Source organism: bacterium (assembly GCA_035308905.1).
Classification (GTDB): Bacteria; Sysuimicrobiota; Sysuimicrobiia; order Sysuimicrobiales; family Segetimicrobiaceae; genus DASSJF01.
Genome location: DATGFS010000078.1, coordinates 1 through 13,507, shown reverse-complemented (window position 1 = coordinate 13,507; position 13,507 = coordinate 1). Strand labels below are relative to the sequence as shown.

The window sequence follows — 13,507 nt, the reverse complement described above, 5'->3', positions numbered from 1 at the left end:
GCGACCATCGGCATCAACGGCCGGCCGGCGGCGCCGAGGCCGTCCGCGGTCAGCACCGCGACGACGCCGGGCAGGCCGGCCGCCGCGGCGCGATCGACGCGCAGAATGCGCGCGTGCGCGTGCGGGCTGCGGACGAGGGCCAGATGCAGCATGCCCGGGAGCCGGATATCGCCGACGTAGCGGCCGCGGCCGCGCAGGAACCTGAGATCTTCGAGGCGGCGGGTGTGTGGCGAATGATCGCTCATCGAGGGGCCCGCGCTTCATTCGACCACACGCGGGTGCGTCCTCCGGTGCCGCCGGGCGCGCCCGGCGGCACCGCGAGGCGCGCGGCGGGATGGGGCAGGGCGGCCGTTTGACGGTGTGGAAATTCCGCGACGCCACCCGGGCGGCGCGCGCACTGTGACGGACGCGCCGCGCGGGTACGCGCCCATCTCCGAGGCACCGCAGGACTCGTTTCCGCCGCAACGAACGGGTAACAGGTTCTGACCGGTGACGGGTACCCAACCTTTTGTTACGGCGCCGGCGATCTTCACGCCAGGGGGGAGAACGTGGTATGGTGAGGCGGTTTAGCGCTGCGTTGGTCGTTCTGTTCCTTGCAGGCGGACTGTTGACGCTGGGATCGGGCGGCGGCGCGCGCGCCGCGATGGCGTCGGACACCTTGGTCATCGCGAAGGATATCTCGGACATCCATACGCCGGATCCCAACAAGAGCTACGACATCAGCGGCGTGTTTCTGCAGTTCCCGATCTACAGCCGGCTGGTCAAACAGGAAGCGCCGGACCTCGGGATGATCAAGCCCGATCTCGCCGCGTCCTGGTCGATCAACCCGAACGCGACGGCAATGACCTTCAAGCTGCGGGACGCGAAGTTCGGGGACGGGGCGCCCGTTACCGCGGAGGACGTCCGGTTCTCGCTGCTGCGGGCCAAGAACCTGAAGGGCTACGGTTCGTTCCTCGCCGATCCGCTGAAGGACGTCGAGGTCGTGGATCCCAAGACGGTGCGCGTCGTGCTCACCGACCCGAACGCCGCATTTTTGGCGACGCTCACGGCGGGCGTGTTCTCGATCGTCGAAGCCAAGGTCGTCCGCGCGGCCGGCGGCGTGGAAACCCCCGGGGCGGACAAGATCGACAAGGCGGAGCAGATATTCTTCAAGCAGTCCGTCGGCACGGGGCCGTTCAGGCTCGCGCAGTACGTGCGGGAATCTCAGATCGTCCTCGAGCGGAACGACCGCTACTACGGGCCGGCGCCGTTCTTCAAGACCATCATCATCAAGCACGTGAAGGAGCCGGCCACCCAGTCGTTCATGGTGCAGCGCGGCGACGCCGACATCGCGCTGGACATGACGATCAACCAGATCAACGCGATTCGCGGCAAGCCGGGCCTCCAGTTCTTCCAGGACCCGTCCGCCTGGACGACGTACATCGGGCTCAAGACCGCGGTGAAGCCGTGGGACGACCCGCGGGTCCGCGAGGCGGTGAAGTACGCGGTCGACTACGACGGCCTGATCAACGGTGTGCTGCACGGCAGCGCGCGGCAGCTCGGCAGCATCATGATGCCGGGCCTGCTGGGCTTCCCCGAGTCCCTCAACCGGGAGCTGCAGTACAAGCAGAACCTGAACAAGGCCAAGACGATGCTGGCAGAGGCCGGCATCAGCACCGCGAAGCCGGTGCACGTGGACTTTGTCTGGGGCCTCGGGTTCAGCTACGGGACGGGGTCCGCGGATTCGATCGCGCAGAAGGTCCGCGCGGACTGGCAGCGCGTGGGCATCATCCTGGACCCGAAGCCGGTGCAGGGCGGGATTCTGCTCACCACCGCGCGGACCGGCAAGCCGCCGACGATCCTGAACACCTGGTATCCGGACTACTTCGATCCGGATAACTTCACGTATTTCGCGAGCGGGTTCGTCGCCAAGCGTTTCAACTGGCAGGACGCCATCGGCAAGAAGGACGCCGAGGACGCCGCGGCCACGAGCGACGTGGCGAAGCGCGCGCGGCTCTACGAGGACTACAACCGGCGGATCGCCGCGCCGAGCTCGCCCTACGTCTTCATGGTGCAGACCTATGCCGTGGTGCCGGCCCGCGACAACCTGACGGGCTATCACTTCCATCCGTTCTTCTTCCTGCAGCTGGACTCGCTCCGCCGCAAGTAGCACCACGTCCGGAGGTTTTTCACTGCGCGGGCCCCGGCGCCTGATGGCCCCGGGGCCCGTGCCTCGTCCGCCGGGCCCCGACGCGCCCGGGGGGCACGGCGGACGGCGCGAAACCCTACTTCTGTCGAGGCGACCGATGACGACCAGCGTGGCGATCGTGGGCCCGACGATCGTGACCATGAACGGCGTGCGCGAGGTCATCGACGAGGGGACCGTCGTGATCGACCGCGGCCGGTTCGCGGCGGTGACCCGCGGGACCCGGGATCCCGGCGCCGACCGGCTGATCCGCGGGGCCGGCTGCGCGCTCCTGCCGGGCCTCATCAACTGTCATCTGCACACCCGGCCAGGGCGGGCGTTGGGCGACGGGTTGTCGCTCTTCGACTGGCACGCGCTGTACCCGGACAACCTCTGCCGCCAGATGACCGACGCCGACTCGCGCGCCGGCGCGCTGCTCGCGTTTGCGGACTCGCTCCGGCGGGGCACGACGACCGTCATGGACATGACCTGCAGGCCCGCCGGCGCTTTTGCCGCGGCGGAGGAGATCGGCATTCGCGCCCGCATCGTGCCGCTCGCGGCCGACGCGGCGTCCGCCGGCGACGGCGCCTGCGACGTGTATGCGGAGTTCGTGGACGGGCTCGGCGGCCGCGTGCCGCCGCCGGACGCGCGGGTGCAGTACTGGCTGGGGTTCGACGCCGTCAACGGCGTCGACGAGGCGACGCTGCGCCGGATGGCCGCGGATGCGAAACGCCTCGGCGTCGGCATCCACGGCCATATGTCGGAGTCCCGGGACGACGCCGGCTGGACCGACCGCGAGCGCGGCGTGCCGGCGGCGATCTACCTCGGGCGTGCGGGCGTCCTCGGGCCGCGCACGCTGCTGGCGCACTGCAACTGGCTCGTGCCCGAGGAAATCGCGCTGCTCGCCGGCACCGGTACGAGCGTCTCCCACAACCCGACCAGCAACATGAAGCTGGGCACCGGCGTCGCGCCGGTGCCCGAGCTGCGGGCCCGCGGCGTCACCGTCGGGCTGGGGACGGACGGGATGCTGTCGAACTTCCATCTCGACATGTTTGAGGTGATGCGCGGGGCGTGCATGCTGCAGCGGATCCACCGGCTCGACGCGCACGCCCTCATGAGCTGGGACGTGCTGGAGATGGCTACGCGGGACGGCGCCAAGGCCATCGGCGAGGCGGACAATCTCGGCTCGATCGAGACCGGGAAGCGCGCCGACGCCATCCTGCTCGACCTCGGCGCGCCGCATTTTCGTCCGCTCGTTCGCGGCCGCCACGACAACCTCGCCGCGCTCCTGGTGTGGTGCGGCCACGGCTCGGACGTGCGCACCGTGATCGTCGACGGCACGGTCGTGGTGGAGGACCGGCGCCTGTGCCTCGCCGACGAGGCGGCGATCATGGACGAGGCCCAGCGAACGGCCGAACGGCTCCTCGCGGCCCTCCCCGAACGCGTTTCCGGCTGATGGCCCGGTACATCGTCCGGCGGCTGGGATTGAGCCTGCCGACCCTGCTCGGCATCACCCTCCTCACGTTCCTCATCTCGCACGCCCTGCCGGCCGACCTCGTGCTGACCAGCCTGGGAGATCACGCCGCGCAGGATCCACAGCTGGTGGCGGCCTTCCGGCACAAATGGGGCCTCGACCAGCCCGTGCCGGTGCAGTACGCGGTCTACCTCGGCCACCTGCTGCGGGGAGACCTGGGAACGTCGATCGCGACGGGGCAGCCGGTCACGACGGAGCTTACACTGTCGCTGCCGGCGACGGTCGAGCTGGCGACGGCGGGGATGCTCGCGGCGATCGTCGTCGGCGGGCTCCTCGGCGTCACCGCCGCCGTCCGCAGCGATACGCCGGTCGACCTGGGCGTGCGGGCCGTCACGGCCACCGGCGTCGCGCTGCCGACGTTCTGGTACGCGATCCTGCTGCTCTTCGTGTTCTACTTCGTGCTGGGCTGGGCGCCGCCGCCCGGGCAGCTCGACCCGGGTCTGGATCCGGGCCTTCCGATCACGGGCATGTACGTCGTCGACAGCCTGCTCCGCGGCAACTGGCCCGTGTTCCGGAACGCGCTCGCGCACCTCGTGCTGCCGGCCGTCGTCCTCGGCACGGTGGGGGTGGGCTTCATCGCCCGCATCACGCGGGCCACGGTGGTGGACGTGCTCGCCCGGGACTACGTGCGCACCGCCCGCGCCAAGGGATTGGCGGAAGCCCGCGTGGTCTGGCGCCACGCCGTGCGCAACGCCTTGATTCCGATCATCACGGTGATCGGCATCCTGTACGCCCAGTTGATGTCGGGGACCGTGCTGACCGAGGCGATCTTCTCGTGGCCGGGCCTCGGCCGCTACGCGTTCAGCTCCGCGGACAACCTGGATTTCCCGGCGATCATGGGCGTCGCCCTCGTGGTCGGCGTGTTCTACGTCGCGCTCAACCTCGTCGTCGACGTGCTCTACGCCTACATCAACCCCCGCATCCGGTATGAGTAGCCTCGAGGCGGCGGTGCGCCCCGCCGACCCGGTGGAAGTCGCGGAGATGGTCCGCGCGGTCCAATCGCGGCGCCAGTGGCGGACGGTGGGCGTCGCGGCGGGGCTCATCGTGCTCGTGGTGTGGACGGTCCTGGCCGCGGCGGCGCCGCTTCTGTCGCCGTACGGGTACGACGAGCAGCGCGCGAACGAGACGCTTCAGCCGCCGGAGCCGCGGCATCTGTTCGGGACGGACGACCTCGGCCGCGACATCTTGACCCGCGTGCTGTACGGCGGCCGCGTCACGCTGCTGATCGGGGTCGGGGTCGTCTCGGTGGCCGCCGTCGCCGGCATGGCGCTCGGCACCGTCTCGGGATATGCCGGCGGCGCCGTCGACGAATTCATCATGCGCGCGACGGAAGTGATCATGGCGTTTCCGTCGATCATCCTGGCGATGGCGATCGCGGTCGCGCTGGGACCCGGCGTGCTGCACGCGGGGCTGGCGATGGTGCTGGTATGGTGGCCCACCTACGCGCGGCTGGCCCGCGGCGAGGTGTTGAACATCCGGCGCATGGAATACGTCGACGCGGCGGTGGCGATCGGGCAGCGGCCGCTGTGGATCCTGCTCCGCGCGATCGTGCCGAACATCCGCGCGAGCATCATCGTGCTCGCGACGGTCGACCTCGGCTCGGCCGTGGTCACCGCCGCCGGCCTGAGCTTCCTCGGCCTCGGCGCGGTCCCGCCCACGCCGGAGTGGGGGTCCATGGTAAGCGCGGGGCGCGAACTGCCGCAGGCGTGGTGGATCGCCGGATTTCCGGGCGCGGCAATTTTTTCGACGGTGCTGGCGTTCAATTTCCTCGGGGATGCGGTCCGGGATTACCTGGACCCCAGGCACCGGGTCTGAAGGAGGACGATGAGATGAAGCCCGCGGCGTTCTTCGACCTGAGACAGGCCGTGGCGAGTTTGGAGGAGGAGGGCCGCACTATCGAGGTCGCGGGTCAGCGGATCGCCTGCGCCACGCTCTTTGAGACCTCGCGGTCCCAGGCCTCGGTCTTCCGGCTCCGGGCGGGGCAGCGCATCCCCGCCCACACGCACAGCGCGATCGACGACATCTTCTTCGGCGTCCGCGGCCGGGGCCGGATTCGCACGTGGGACGAGCACGGCGCGGCGCGCGACCAGGCGCTCGACCCGGGGACGGTCGTGCTTGTCGAGCCCGAGACGCCGCATGAGGTCTCCTGCGCCGAGGACGAAGTCTGCTACGTGCTGCTCCAGGCCCCGAAAGAACGGTATGACAGCCATCATTACCCGGCGCCGGACGCGCCGTCGTGAGGGCCCGATCCGGACCGGTGTGGGTGTCGGGATGACCGGGATGCGCGCCATCGTCATCCGCGAGCACGGCGGCCGCGACAAGCTGCGACTTGACGAGGCCGTGCCGGTGCCCCAGGCCGGCCCGGGACAGGCCGTGGTGCGGGTGCACGCCTGCGGCCTCAACCACCTCGACATCTTCGTGCGGCGCGGTATGCCGGGCAAGCACACGCCGCTGCCCTTCATTTCCGGCGGCGACATCGCGGGGACCGTGGCCGAGCTCGGCGCCGGCGTCACCGGGATTGCCGCGGGGCAGCGTGTGCTGGTGGATCCGGCGGTCCCGGGCGGCGCGATCGGCGAAGACGTCCCCGGGGGCCTCGCGGAGTACGCGCTCGTGCCCGCGGCCAATCTCATCCCGCTGCCCGGCGACGTGCCGTTCGACGAGGCGGCGGCGCTGCCGATCGCGTACGGCACCGCGTGGCGGATGCTCTTGACGCGCGGGGCCATCCAAGCCGGCGAAAGCGTCCTGGTCCTCGGCGCGGCCGGCGGCGTCGGCACCGCGTGCGTGCAGATCGCCAAGATGGCCGGCTGCACGGTGTACGCCGCGGCCTCGCGGGAAGACAAGTTGGGCAAGCTGCGCGATCTCGGCGCCGACCAGCTGATCAACTACCGCGACGTCGAGTTCGACCGCGAAGTGTGGCGGCTCACCGGCAAGCGCGGCGTCGACGTGGTCGTCGACTACACGGGTGAAGAGACCTGGCCGCGCAGCATTCGCAGTCTCCGGAAGGGCGGCCGGCTGCTGACCTGCGGCGCCACCACGGGCTTCGAGGCCCGGACCGATCTGCGGTACGTCTGGGTCAGGGAGTTGACGATCATCGGCTCGGACGGCTGGACGCGTGCCGAACTGGAAGCGCTCCTCTCCGCCGTGCGCGCCGGCCGGATCCACCCGGTCATCGACCGCGTGCTGCCGCTCGCGCAGACGGCCGAGGGGCAGCGGCTGCTCGAGGACCGAGAGGCGGTCGGGAAGGTGATCATCCATCCACTCGAATAGCGCGGCGGCTCCACCGGCCGGGGACCCCGCGTACCGCCGCAACTTCGGCGACCTGGCCTACGTGCCGGTGCGCGCGTTCCCGGACCGGCCGGCCGTGATCCAGGGCGAGGTCACCCTCTCGTACCGGCAGCTCGACGCGCGGATGCAGCGCGTCGCCGGGATGCTGCGGGGCCTCGGCGCGGCCGCGGGCTCCCGCGTGGCGCTCCTCTTTCCGAACGAGTGGCCGTTCGTGGAGGCCCTCTTCGGCAGCATGCGCGCCGGGGCGGTCCCGGTCCCCCTCAACATCCGGCTGGGCTACGAGACGCTGCGGTACTGCGTGGAGCATTCGGACGCACAGGTGCTGGTCGCGTCCGGGGCGCTGCGGGAATTGGCGGAGCGCCTGCGCGCGGACGTGCCGGCGCTCCGCGCGTTCGTCATCACCGGCGAGCCGCCGAAAGGGGCCTTGTCGTACGACCGGCTGCTCGCGGAGGCGCCGGCGGAGTTCGAGAGCGCCGCCGTGGCGCCGGACGACATCTGTATGCAGCCGTACACGTCGGGATCGACCGGCCGGCCGAAGGGCGTGCTGCTGACCCACGCCGGCCAGTACTGGAACGCCGAGATGGTGCGGCGCGTGATGATGCTCGACGAGAGCGACCGCGCGCTCGTGGCGGTGCCGCTCTACCACAAGAACGCGATGGCCGCGGCCGTGAAGCCGATCCTGATGAGCGGCGGGACGCTTGTGATCCTGCCCGGCTTCGACGCCGCCGAGGTGATCAAGGCGATCGCGCGGCACCGCTGCACGTATATCACCGGCACCCCCGCGATGTTCCGCCTGGTCCTCAACGAGAAGCGCCTGCTCGCGGAGTACGACGTGACGTCGCTGCGGTGGGCGGCGTGCGGCTCGGCCATGGTGCCGCCCGACCTGCTGCGCGAGTTTGAGGAGACGTTCGGCGCGAGCATCAGCGAGGGCTACGGCCTCACCGAGGGCGGCCCCGTCGTGTTTGAAAACCCGCGGTTCGGTCCGCGCAAAATCGGCAGCACCGGCCTGCCGCTGCCGGGCTGCGAGATCCGCGTGGTGACGAACGACGGCCGCGAGGCCGGGGCGGGGGAGCCGGGGGAGCTCTGGACGCGCAACCCCGGGCTCGCCCGCGGCTACTACAAGGCGCCCGACCTCACCGCCGCCAAGTTCGACCGCGACGGGTGGCTGCACACCGGGGACCTGGTCCGGGCCGACGAGCAGGGCTACTACTACATCCTGGGGCGCGCCGACGACATGATCAACGTCGGCGGCGAGAACGTGTATCCGAAGGAGGTCGAAGACCTGCTGCTGCTGCACCCCGCAGTGCGCGAGGCGTTCGTCGTGCCGGTGCCGCACGCCGTGAAAGGCGAGGCGCCGGTCGCGTTCGTCGTGCTGCACGAGGGGCGGTCGGCCACGGCCGACGAGCTGAAGCAGTTCTTCCTGGCGCGGGGCCCGGCCTACGCGCATCCGCGCGAGGTCTTCTTCGTCGAGCAGGCCCCGCTCGGCAGCACGGGCAAGGTGGATCGGCTGACGCTCCGCGCGCGCGCGGTCGAGGCTGTGGGGACGCTGAAGGGGGGCACCTAGTGTCGATCTTCCCGCTCGCGACGCTTCCGGAGGTGCTGCGGCAGTCGCCGTACGCGCGGCTGTTGAATTTGGAAATGGTCCGGGCGGCGGCGGACGGGGTGGCCGTCCGGATGCCGTTTCACGCGAACCTCATCGCCGGCGACGACGCGCCCGCCCAGTACGTGCACGGGGGCGCGATCGCCTCGTTGATCGATATCGCGGGCACCTTCGCCATCATCGCGGTGATCGGCTACGACGTGGTGACGGTCGATCTGCGGGTGGACTATCTGCGTCCGGTGAAGTCCGGGGACCTCGTCGCCACCGCGCGGCCGGTCCGCGTCGGCCGTTCGCTCGCGGTCGCCGACGTGGAAGTGGCGGGCCCGGACGGCAAGATCGCCGCCGTCGGGCGGGGTCTATTCAAGCCGCAGCGTTAGGCGATGGTGAGCGCGCCGCTGGGGGTGTCCAGTTCGACGGCCGCGACGCCGCTCATCACGGCGCGCTCGAACGCGACGTTGAGGTCGTCGCCGAAGAGCGTCCGAAACCGCGCGGCCGCGGCGCCGGGATCCGGATCGCCCAACCGGACGGTGCGAATGCCCCGCGCCTTGGAGGGGTGATCGGCCGCCGCCTGGGCGGGGTGCTGGCCGGGCGGCACCTGCCACTCGATCAGGAACGGCAGCACGCTCGGGTCGCCGGGGGTCACCAGCATCTGGCTCCGCCAGCGGAGGGTGACTCCGTCGGGGCGCTCGCGGGCGCCGGCGACGGGGGCGGCGAGCTCGAGGCCGTGCGCCAGCAGGTGCTCGCGCAGCGCGTCGAGGTTGTCGGTGCGCACGGCCCACGTGGCAAAGGTCCGGCCCTCCTCGACCGCCCGGCTGATGCGGCGTGTGGTGGGCGACCGCCGGCCTTCCTCCGGGTCGACGACGGCGATGAGCTCGAGGTAGGTCTCTCCCAGCGGGACGATCATGTTGGCGGTGCCGACGCCCGGGTGGCGCCCGCCCTGGAGTGCGCGCAGCCCATACGCGGTTTCGAACCTGCGGGCGGCGTCGGCAAGGTCCCGCACCGCGACGAGCACGTGATCCGTGGAGACGCGTGGACGTTCGGCCATAGTTTCACCGCGTTCTCGTCCTGATAACAGGAGTCCTCCGGCCGGAACTGAATCAGTCGGAGGCTCTGCGAAGAGAAGGAGCGTGCGGATGGCAAAGATCGCGTTTTTCGGCGTGGGTCTCATGGGCGAGCCCATGGTGAACCACCTATTGGGCGCGGGGCACCAGGTCGTCGTCGTGCCGCACCGATCACGGGCGTCGATCGAGCGCGTAATCGCGCGCGGCGCGACGGAAGCGAAGAGCGCCGCGGAGGCGATCCGGGGGGCGCAGATCACCATTACGGTCCTGCCGACCGCGGACGACGTCGAAGCCACCGTGTTCGCCGGGCCGGGGACCTCGTTGATCGGCGCCGGCCAGACGCTCATCGACATGGGGACGAGCTTCCCGCCGCAGACACGCCGGCTCGCGGCGCGCGTGACGGCCGCCGGCGGGCGTTTTCTCGACGCGCCCGTCACCGGCGGTCCGAAAGGCGCGCAGGACGGCACGCTGACCATTATGGTCGGCGGCGAGGCCTCTACGCTGGCCGACGTGCGCCCGGTGCTGGAAGCGATGAGCGCCCACATCTACCACTTCGGCCCGGTCGGGGCCGGGCACACGGCGAAGCTGATCCAGAACATGATCGGCATTATCACGAGCGCCGGGATCGCCGAGGGGTTTGCGTTCGCCTCGGCCGCCGGCCTGGACGTCGAGCAGTTCTTCCAGATGCTCGCCTCCTCGACGTCGAACAGCCCCGCGCTGCAGGGGATGGTGCCAAAGGTTTTCGCCGGAGAGTTCGAGCGCGTCAACTTCCGGCTGGACCTCGCCTACAAAGACATCCGGCAGGCCACGGCGCTCGCGCGCGAGATGACGGTTCCGCTGCCGGTGGCCAACGGCGCGGTCGAGCTGATGCAGCTTGCCCGGGCTTTCGGGTACGGATCTCAGGACAGCACCGCGATGATCCGCGGGCTCGAGTCGATACTGCGCGTCGAAGTCCGGCCGCGCAAGAAATCCTGACAGGGGGGAGTTTCTTAATGAAGCGGAGTGTCGGCGCGCTCGTCCTGGCAGTGCTGCTGGTCGCGGGGTTGGCAGGCCTGCCCGCCCGCGGACAGGGTCCTGCCCAGGCGGTCATCGCGATCTGGGGGCTGCCGATTCGCATCCTCGGCAGCAGCGAGGCGGTCACGGGCTATGTCAGCCTGCTGCTCAACGACTCCCTGACCGGGGTGGACCCGCAGGGCAACGTAGTGGGCCGGTTGGCGGCCCAATACCCCGTGTCGCCCGACGGGAAGACGTACCTCGTCACCCTGCGCGACGCCAAGTTCTCGGACGGCACGCCGATCACCGCGCAGGACGTGAAGGCCAGCTACGAGCTGTACCTGCATCCGAAGTACCCGACGACCCCGCCCTCGCTGCTCGAAATCGCGGGCGGGCCGGAGCATAAAGCCGGGAAGAGTTCGTCTGTCACCGGCATCACCGTGGTCAACCCACGGACGATTCGCTTCATCCTGAACCGGCCGTATCCGTTCTTCTACGAGCAGATCGGCACGGCCCCGATCCTGCCGGCGAAGGCGCTGGCGGGCATCGACGTCGCGCGCCTCCAGGAAGCGCCGTTCACCCGGAAGCCGATCGGCGCCGGTCCCTACCGCCTGGCCGATTGGCGGGAGCGGGAGAGCATCACCTTCGACGCCTCCCCGGGATACTGGGGCGGCGCGCCGGCGCTGCCGCGGGTGGTGCTGAAACTGATCCCCGAGGACGCGACGGTGCTCGCGGAGCTGCGGGCCGGCAACATCGACGCGGGCCGCATCCTCCCCGAAGCGTACCGGAGCTTCCAGCGGGACGCGCAGGTCCAGGTCCTGCGGGTGCCGGGCGACACGTTCTATTGGTTCGCGCCGAACTTCCGGCTGCCGATGTTCCAGGACGTGCGCGTGCGGCAGGCGATGGCGTACGCGATCAACCGCCCGGAGATGCTGCGCGCGCTGTACCAGGGCCTCGGCACGGTGCCGCAGAGCCCGATCCACCCCAGCCTCTGGCAGTTCGACAAGAGCATCAAGGGCTACACCTACGATCCGGCCAAGGCGAAGCAGCTGCTGGCGGAGGCCGGGTGGACCCCGGGTTCGGACGGCGTCCTCCAGAAGGGCGGGCAGCGGTTCAAGTTCAAGTACGGGTTCCTCGCCGGCAAGGAGTATCAGAATCAGGCGCTGCTGGTCCAGCAGTATCTGCGCGCGATCGGCATGGACGTCGAGGTGGAGGCGCACGAGCGGGGCGACTTCTTCGGCCGGTACTTCTCGCCGGCCGGCAACATCGAAGTGGTCGGCATCGCGTGGTTCAATCTGCTCTTCCCGCCGCAGACCGAGCTCGAGGACAATTTCAAGAGCACCGGGAGTGGCGCCCAAGTCATCGGGTACAGCAATCCGCAACTGGACAAGCTGCTCGACGACGCCATCCTCACGCGCGACCGCGCGCGCCAGAAGGCGCTCTACTCACAGATTCAGCAGCTCATCATTCAGGACGTCCCGCACGTGCTGACCATCCGGCCCGACGTGATCTGGGGTGTGCGGAAGCGCTTTACGCTGCCGACCGGCATCGATTCGCTGCGCGGGTTCTTCGGTTCCGTGCCGCGCTGGGCGGTGCGGTAGGGGGAGCCGGGACCCCCCCAGGCGCTCCGTGGCCGGCTTTCTCGCCCGGCGGCTGCTCGCGCTCGTTCCCCTGGTCTTCGGCATCACCGCGATCACCTTCGGGCTGCTGGTGCTGGCGCCGGGGGATCCGGTGCTCTTTCTGATCCCGCCGGAGCAGCGGGGGTCGGCCGACATCGCCCAATTCCGGCACGAGCTCGGCATGGACCGTCCCATCCCGGTCCAGTACGTCTCGATGATGGCGGACCTCTTCACGGGCCGCCTTCGCAGCTTCGGCGACCGCCGGCCGACGACGCGCCAGGTCGCCGAGGCGCTGCCGACGACCCTGATCCTGACGGCGACGTCGCTCGCGCTGACCGGGGCGCTCGCGATCCCGATCGCGTTCGTCTCCGCGGTCCGCCCCTACAGCGTGGTCGATCACGCGGCGACGCTGTTTTCGCTGCTCGGCATCTCGCTGCCGACGTTCTGGTTCGGCCTCTTGCTGATCTTCTTCTTGACCGAGCAGCTCGGCCTCTTGCCGGCGAGCGGCATCCGGCCGACCGGCGCCACGGGGTACTCGCCGTTCGTCATCTGGCGGTTTCTGATCATGCCGACGATCGTGCAGGCGCTCGGCATCCTGCCGGTCCTGGTCCGGTACGCGCGGTCGTCGCTGCTCGACGCGCTGAGCCAAGACTACGTCCAGGTCGCGCGCAGCAAGGGCCTCGCGGAGCGCACCGTCTTGCTGAAGCACGTGGCGCGCAACTCGCTCTTGCCGGTGCTGACGATCATGGCGCTGCTGCTGCCGTTCCTCTTGAGCGGCTCCGTGATCGTGGAGTCCATCTTCGCCCTGCCGGGCCTGGGCCGTCTCGCGGTGAGCGCGGCCCTGTCGCGGGATTATCCGACGGTGCTGACGACGACGACCATCGCGGGGATGCTGGTCGTCGTCAGCAATCTGCTCGCGGACCTGGGCTACCTCTACCTGGATCCGCGGATCCGGCACGGATGAGCGCGGTCGTGGGCGCCGCGTTCCCGGCACGCTCCGTCCGGGCGGGCCCGCGGCGGGGTCCCTGGCAGCGGTTCGTCCGCAATCCGCGCGCGATCGCCGGGGCCGCGATCATGCTGTTCTTTCTCCTGGTGGCCCTCGGCGGTCAGTGGCTCGCGCCGTATCCACCGTCGGCCCCGCACGTGCTCGACATCCTTCACCCGCCGGGCGGCCGGTACCCGTTGGGCACGGACGATCTCGGGCGCGACATCCTGAGCCGCGTCCTGGTCGCGTCGCGCGTGTCGCTGGAA

General features: G+C 70.2%; 14 protein-coding genes. 12 read left to right on the top strand and 2 right to left on the bottom strand.

Features of this window, described 5'->3' with window-relative positions:
- A partial coding sequence (locus VKT83_19230; GenBank protein HLY24606.1) for a carbon monoxide dehydrogenase occupies positions 1 to 245 on the bottom strand: 245 nt, incomplete at its 3' end.
- 308 nt (positions 246 to 553) lie between these two features.
- Between VKT83_19230 and VKT83_19225 the strand changes: the two genes are divergently transcribed.
- The 8 genes from VKT83_19225 (at position 554) to VKT83_19190 (ending at position 8,960) form a co-directional block, all read left to right on the top strand.
- Complete coding sequence (locus tag VKT83_19225; GenBank protein ID HLY24605.1) at positions 554 to 2,149, top strand: ABC transporter substrate-binding protein; 1,596 nt, start codon at positions 554 to 556, stop codon at positions 2,147 to 2,149.
- Between the two features lie 136 nt (positions 2,150 to 2,285).
- Complete coding sequence (locus VKT83_19220) at positions 2,286 to 3,620, top strand: amidohydrolase family protein (GenBank protein HLY24604.1); 1,335 nt, start codon at positions 2,286 to 2,288, stop codon at positions 3,618 to 3,620.
- The gene (locus VKT83_19215) at positions 3,620 to 4,633 is read left to right on the top strand and encodes an ABC transporter permease (protein HLY24603.1); all 1,014 of its coding nucleotides are present in this window, start codon (positions 3,620 to 3,622) and stop codon (positions 4,631 to 4,633) included. The genes VKT83_19220 and VKT83_19215 overlap by 1 nt, the downstream gene beginning before the upstream one ends.
- The gene (locus VKT83_19210; protein ID HLY24602.1) at positions 4,626 to 5,513 is read left to right on the top strand and encodes an ABC transporter permease; all 888 of its coding nucleotides are present in this window, start codon (positions 4,626 to 4,628) and stop codon (positions 5,511 to 5,513) included. The genes VKT83_19215 and VKT83_19210 overlap by 8 nt, the downstream gene beginning before the upstream one ends.
- 14 nt (positions 5,514 to 5,527) lie before the next feature.
- Complete coding sequence (locus tag VKT83_19205) at positions 5,528 to 5,938, top strand: cupin domain-containing protein (protein HLY24601.1); 411 nt, start codon at positions 5,528 to 5,530, stop codon at positions 5,936 to 5,938.
- A 40-nt stretch (positions 5,939 to 5,978) separates the two neighbouring features.
- Positions 5,979 to 6,965, top strand: a complete 987-nt coding sequence (locus VKT83_19200; GenBank protein ID HLY24600.1) for a zinc-binding dehydrogenase — start codon at positions 5,979 to 5,981, stop codon at positions 6,963 to 6,965.
- 61 nt (positions 6,966 to 7,026) lie between these two features.
- The gene (locus tag VKT83_19195) at positions 7,027 to 8,547 is read left to right on the top strand and encodes a class I adenylate-forming enzyme family protein (protein HLY24599.1); all 1,521 of its coding nucleotides are present in this window, start codon (positions 7,027 to 7,029) and stop codon (positions 8,545 to 8,547) included.
- Positions 8,547 to 8,960 (top strand): PaaI family thioesterase, encoded by a 414-nt coding sequence (locus VKT83_19190; GenBank protein HLY24598.1) that lies wholly within the window; start codon positions 8,547 to 8,549, stop codon positions 8,958 to 8,960. The genes VKT83_19195 and VKT83_19190 overlap by 1 nt, the downstream gene beginning before the upstream one ends.
- On the opposite strand, the gene VKT83_19185 is transcribed toward VKT83_19190, so the two are convergent.
- A complete protein-coding gene (locus VKT83_19185) occupies positions 8,957 to 9,628 on the bottom strand; it encodes a VOC family protein (protein ID HLY24597.1) in 672 nt (223 codons plus the stop codon). The two genes, VKT83_19190 and VKT83_19185, sit on opposite strands and share 4 nt — an antisense overlap.
- Before the next feature lie 88 nt (positions 9,629 to 9,716).
- On the opposite strand from VKT83_19185, the gene VKT83_19180 reads away from it, so the two are divergent.
- The 4 genes from VKT83_19180 to VKT83_19165 form a co-directional block, all read left to right on the top strand.
- A complete protein-coding gene (locus VKT83_19180) occupies positions 9,717 to 10,619 on the top strand; it encodes an NAD(P)-dependent oxidoreductase (protein ID HLY24596.1) in 903 nt (300 codons plus the stop codon).
- Positions 10,620 to 10,636: 17 nt separating this feature from the next.
- The gene (locus tag VKT83_19175) at positions 10,637 to 12,238 is read left to right on the top strand and encodes an ABC transporter substrate-binding protein (GenBank protein ID HLY24595.1); all 1,602 of its coding nucleotides are present in this window, start codon (positions 10,637 to 10,639) and stop codon (positions 12,236 to 12,238) included.
- A gap of 28 nt (positions 12,239 to 12,266) precedes the next feature.
- The gene (locus VKT83_19170) at positions 12,267 to 13,220 is read left to right on the top strand and encodes an ABC transporter permease (protein HLY24594.1); all 954 of its coding nucleotides are present in this window, start codon (positions 12,267 to 12,269) and stop codon (positions 13,218 to 13,220) included.
- Positions 13,217 to 13,507 (top strand): ABC transporter permease (locus tag VKT83_19165; protein HLY24593.1); only part of this gene is annotated, 291 nt, incomplete at its 3' end. The genes VKT83_19170 and VKT83_19165, both read left to right, overlap by 4 nt.

Coding starts and splice junctions, on each gene's coding strand:
- VKT83_19185 (HLY24597.1), bottom strand. CDS start 9,628: ATGGCCGAACGTCCACGCGTCTCCACGGATCACGTGCTCGTCGCGGTG.
- VKT83_19205 (HLY24601.1), top strand. CDS start 5,528: ATGAAGCCCGCGGCGTTCTTCGACCTGAGACAGGCCGTGGCGAGTTTG.
- VKT83_19200 (HLY24600.1), top strand. CDS start 5,979: ATGCGCGCCATCGTCATCCGCGAGCACGGCGGCCGCGACAAGCTGCGA.
- VKT83_19180 (HLY24596.1), top strand. CDS start 9,717: ATGGCAAAGATCGCGTTTTTCGGCGTGGGTCTCATGGGCGAGCCCATG.
- VKT83_19215 (HLY24603.1), top strand. CDS start 3,620: ATGGCCCGGTACATCGTCCGGCGGCTGGGATTGAGCCTGCCGACCCTG.
- VKT83_19210 (HLY24602.1), top strand. CDS start 4,626: ATGAGTAGCCTCGAGGCGGCGGTGCGCCCCGCCGACCCGGTGGAAGTC.
- VKT83_19225 (HLY24605.1), top strand. CDS start 554: ATGGTGAGGCGGTTTAGCGCTGCGTTGGTCGTTCTGTTCCTTGCAGGC.
- VKT83_19175 (HLY24595.1), top strand. CDS start 10,637: ATGAAGCGGAGTGTCGGCGCGCTCGTCCTGGCAGTGCTGCTGGTCGCG.
- VKT83_19220 (HLY24604.1), top strand. CDS start 2,286: ATGACGACCAGCGTGGCGATCGTGGGCCCGACGATCGTGACCATGAAC.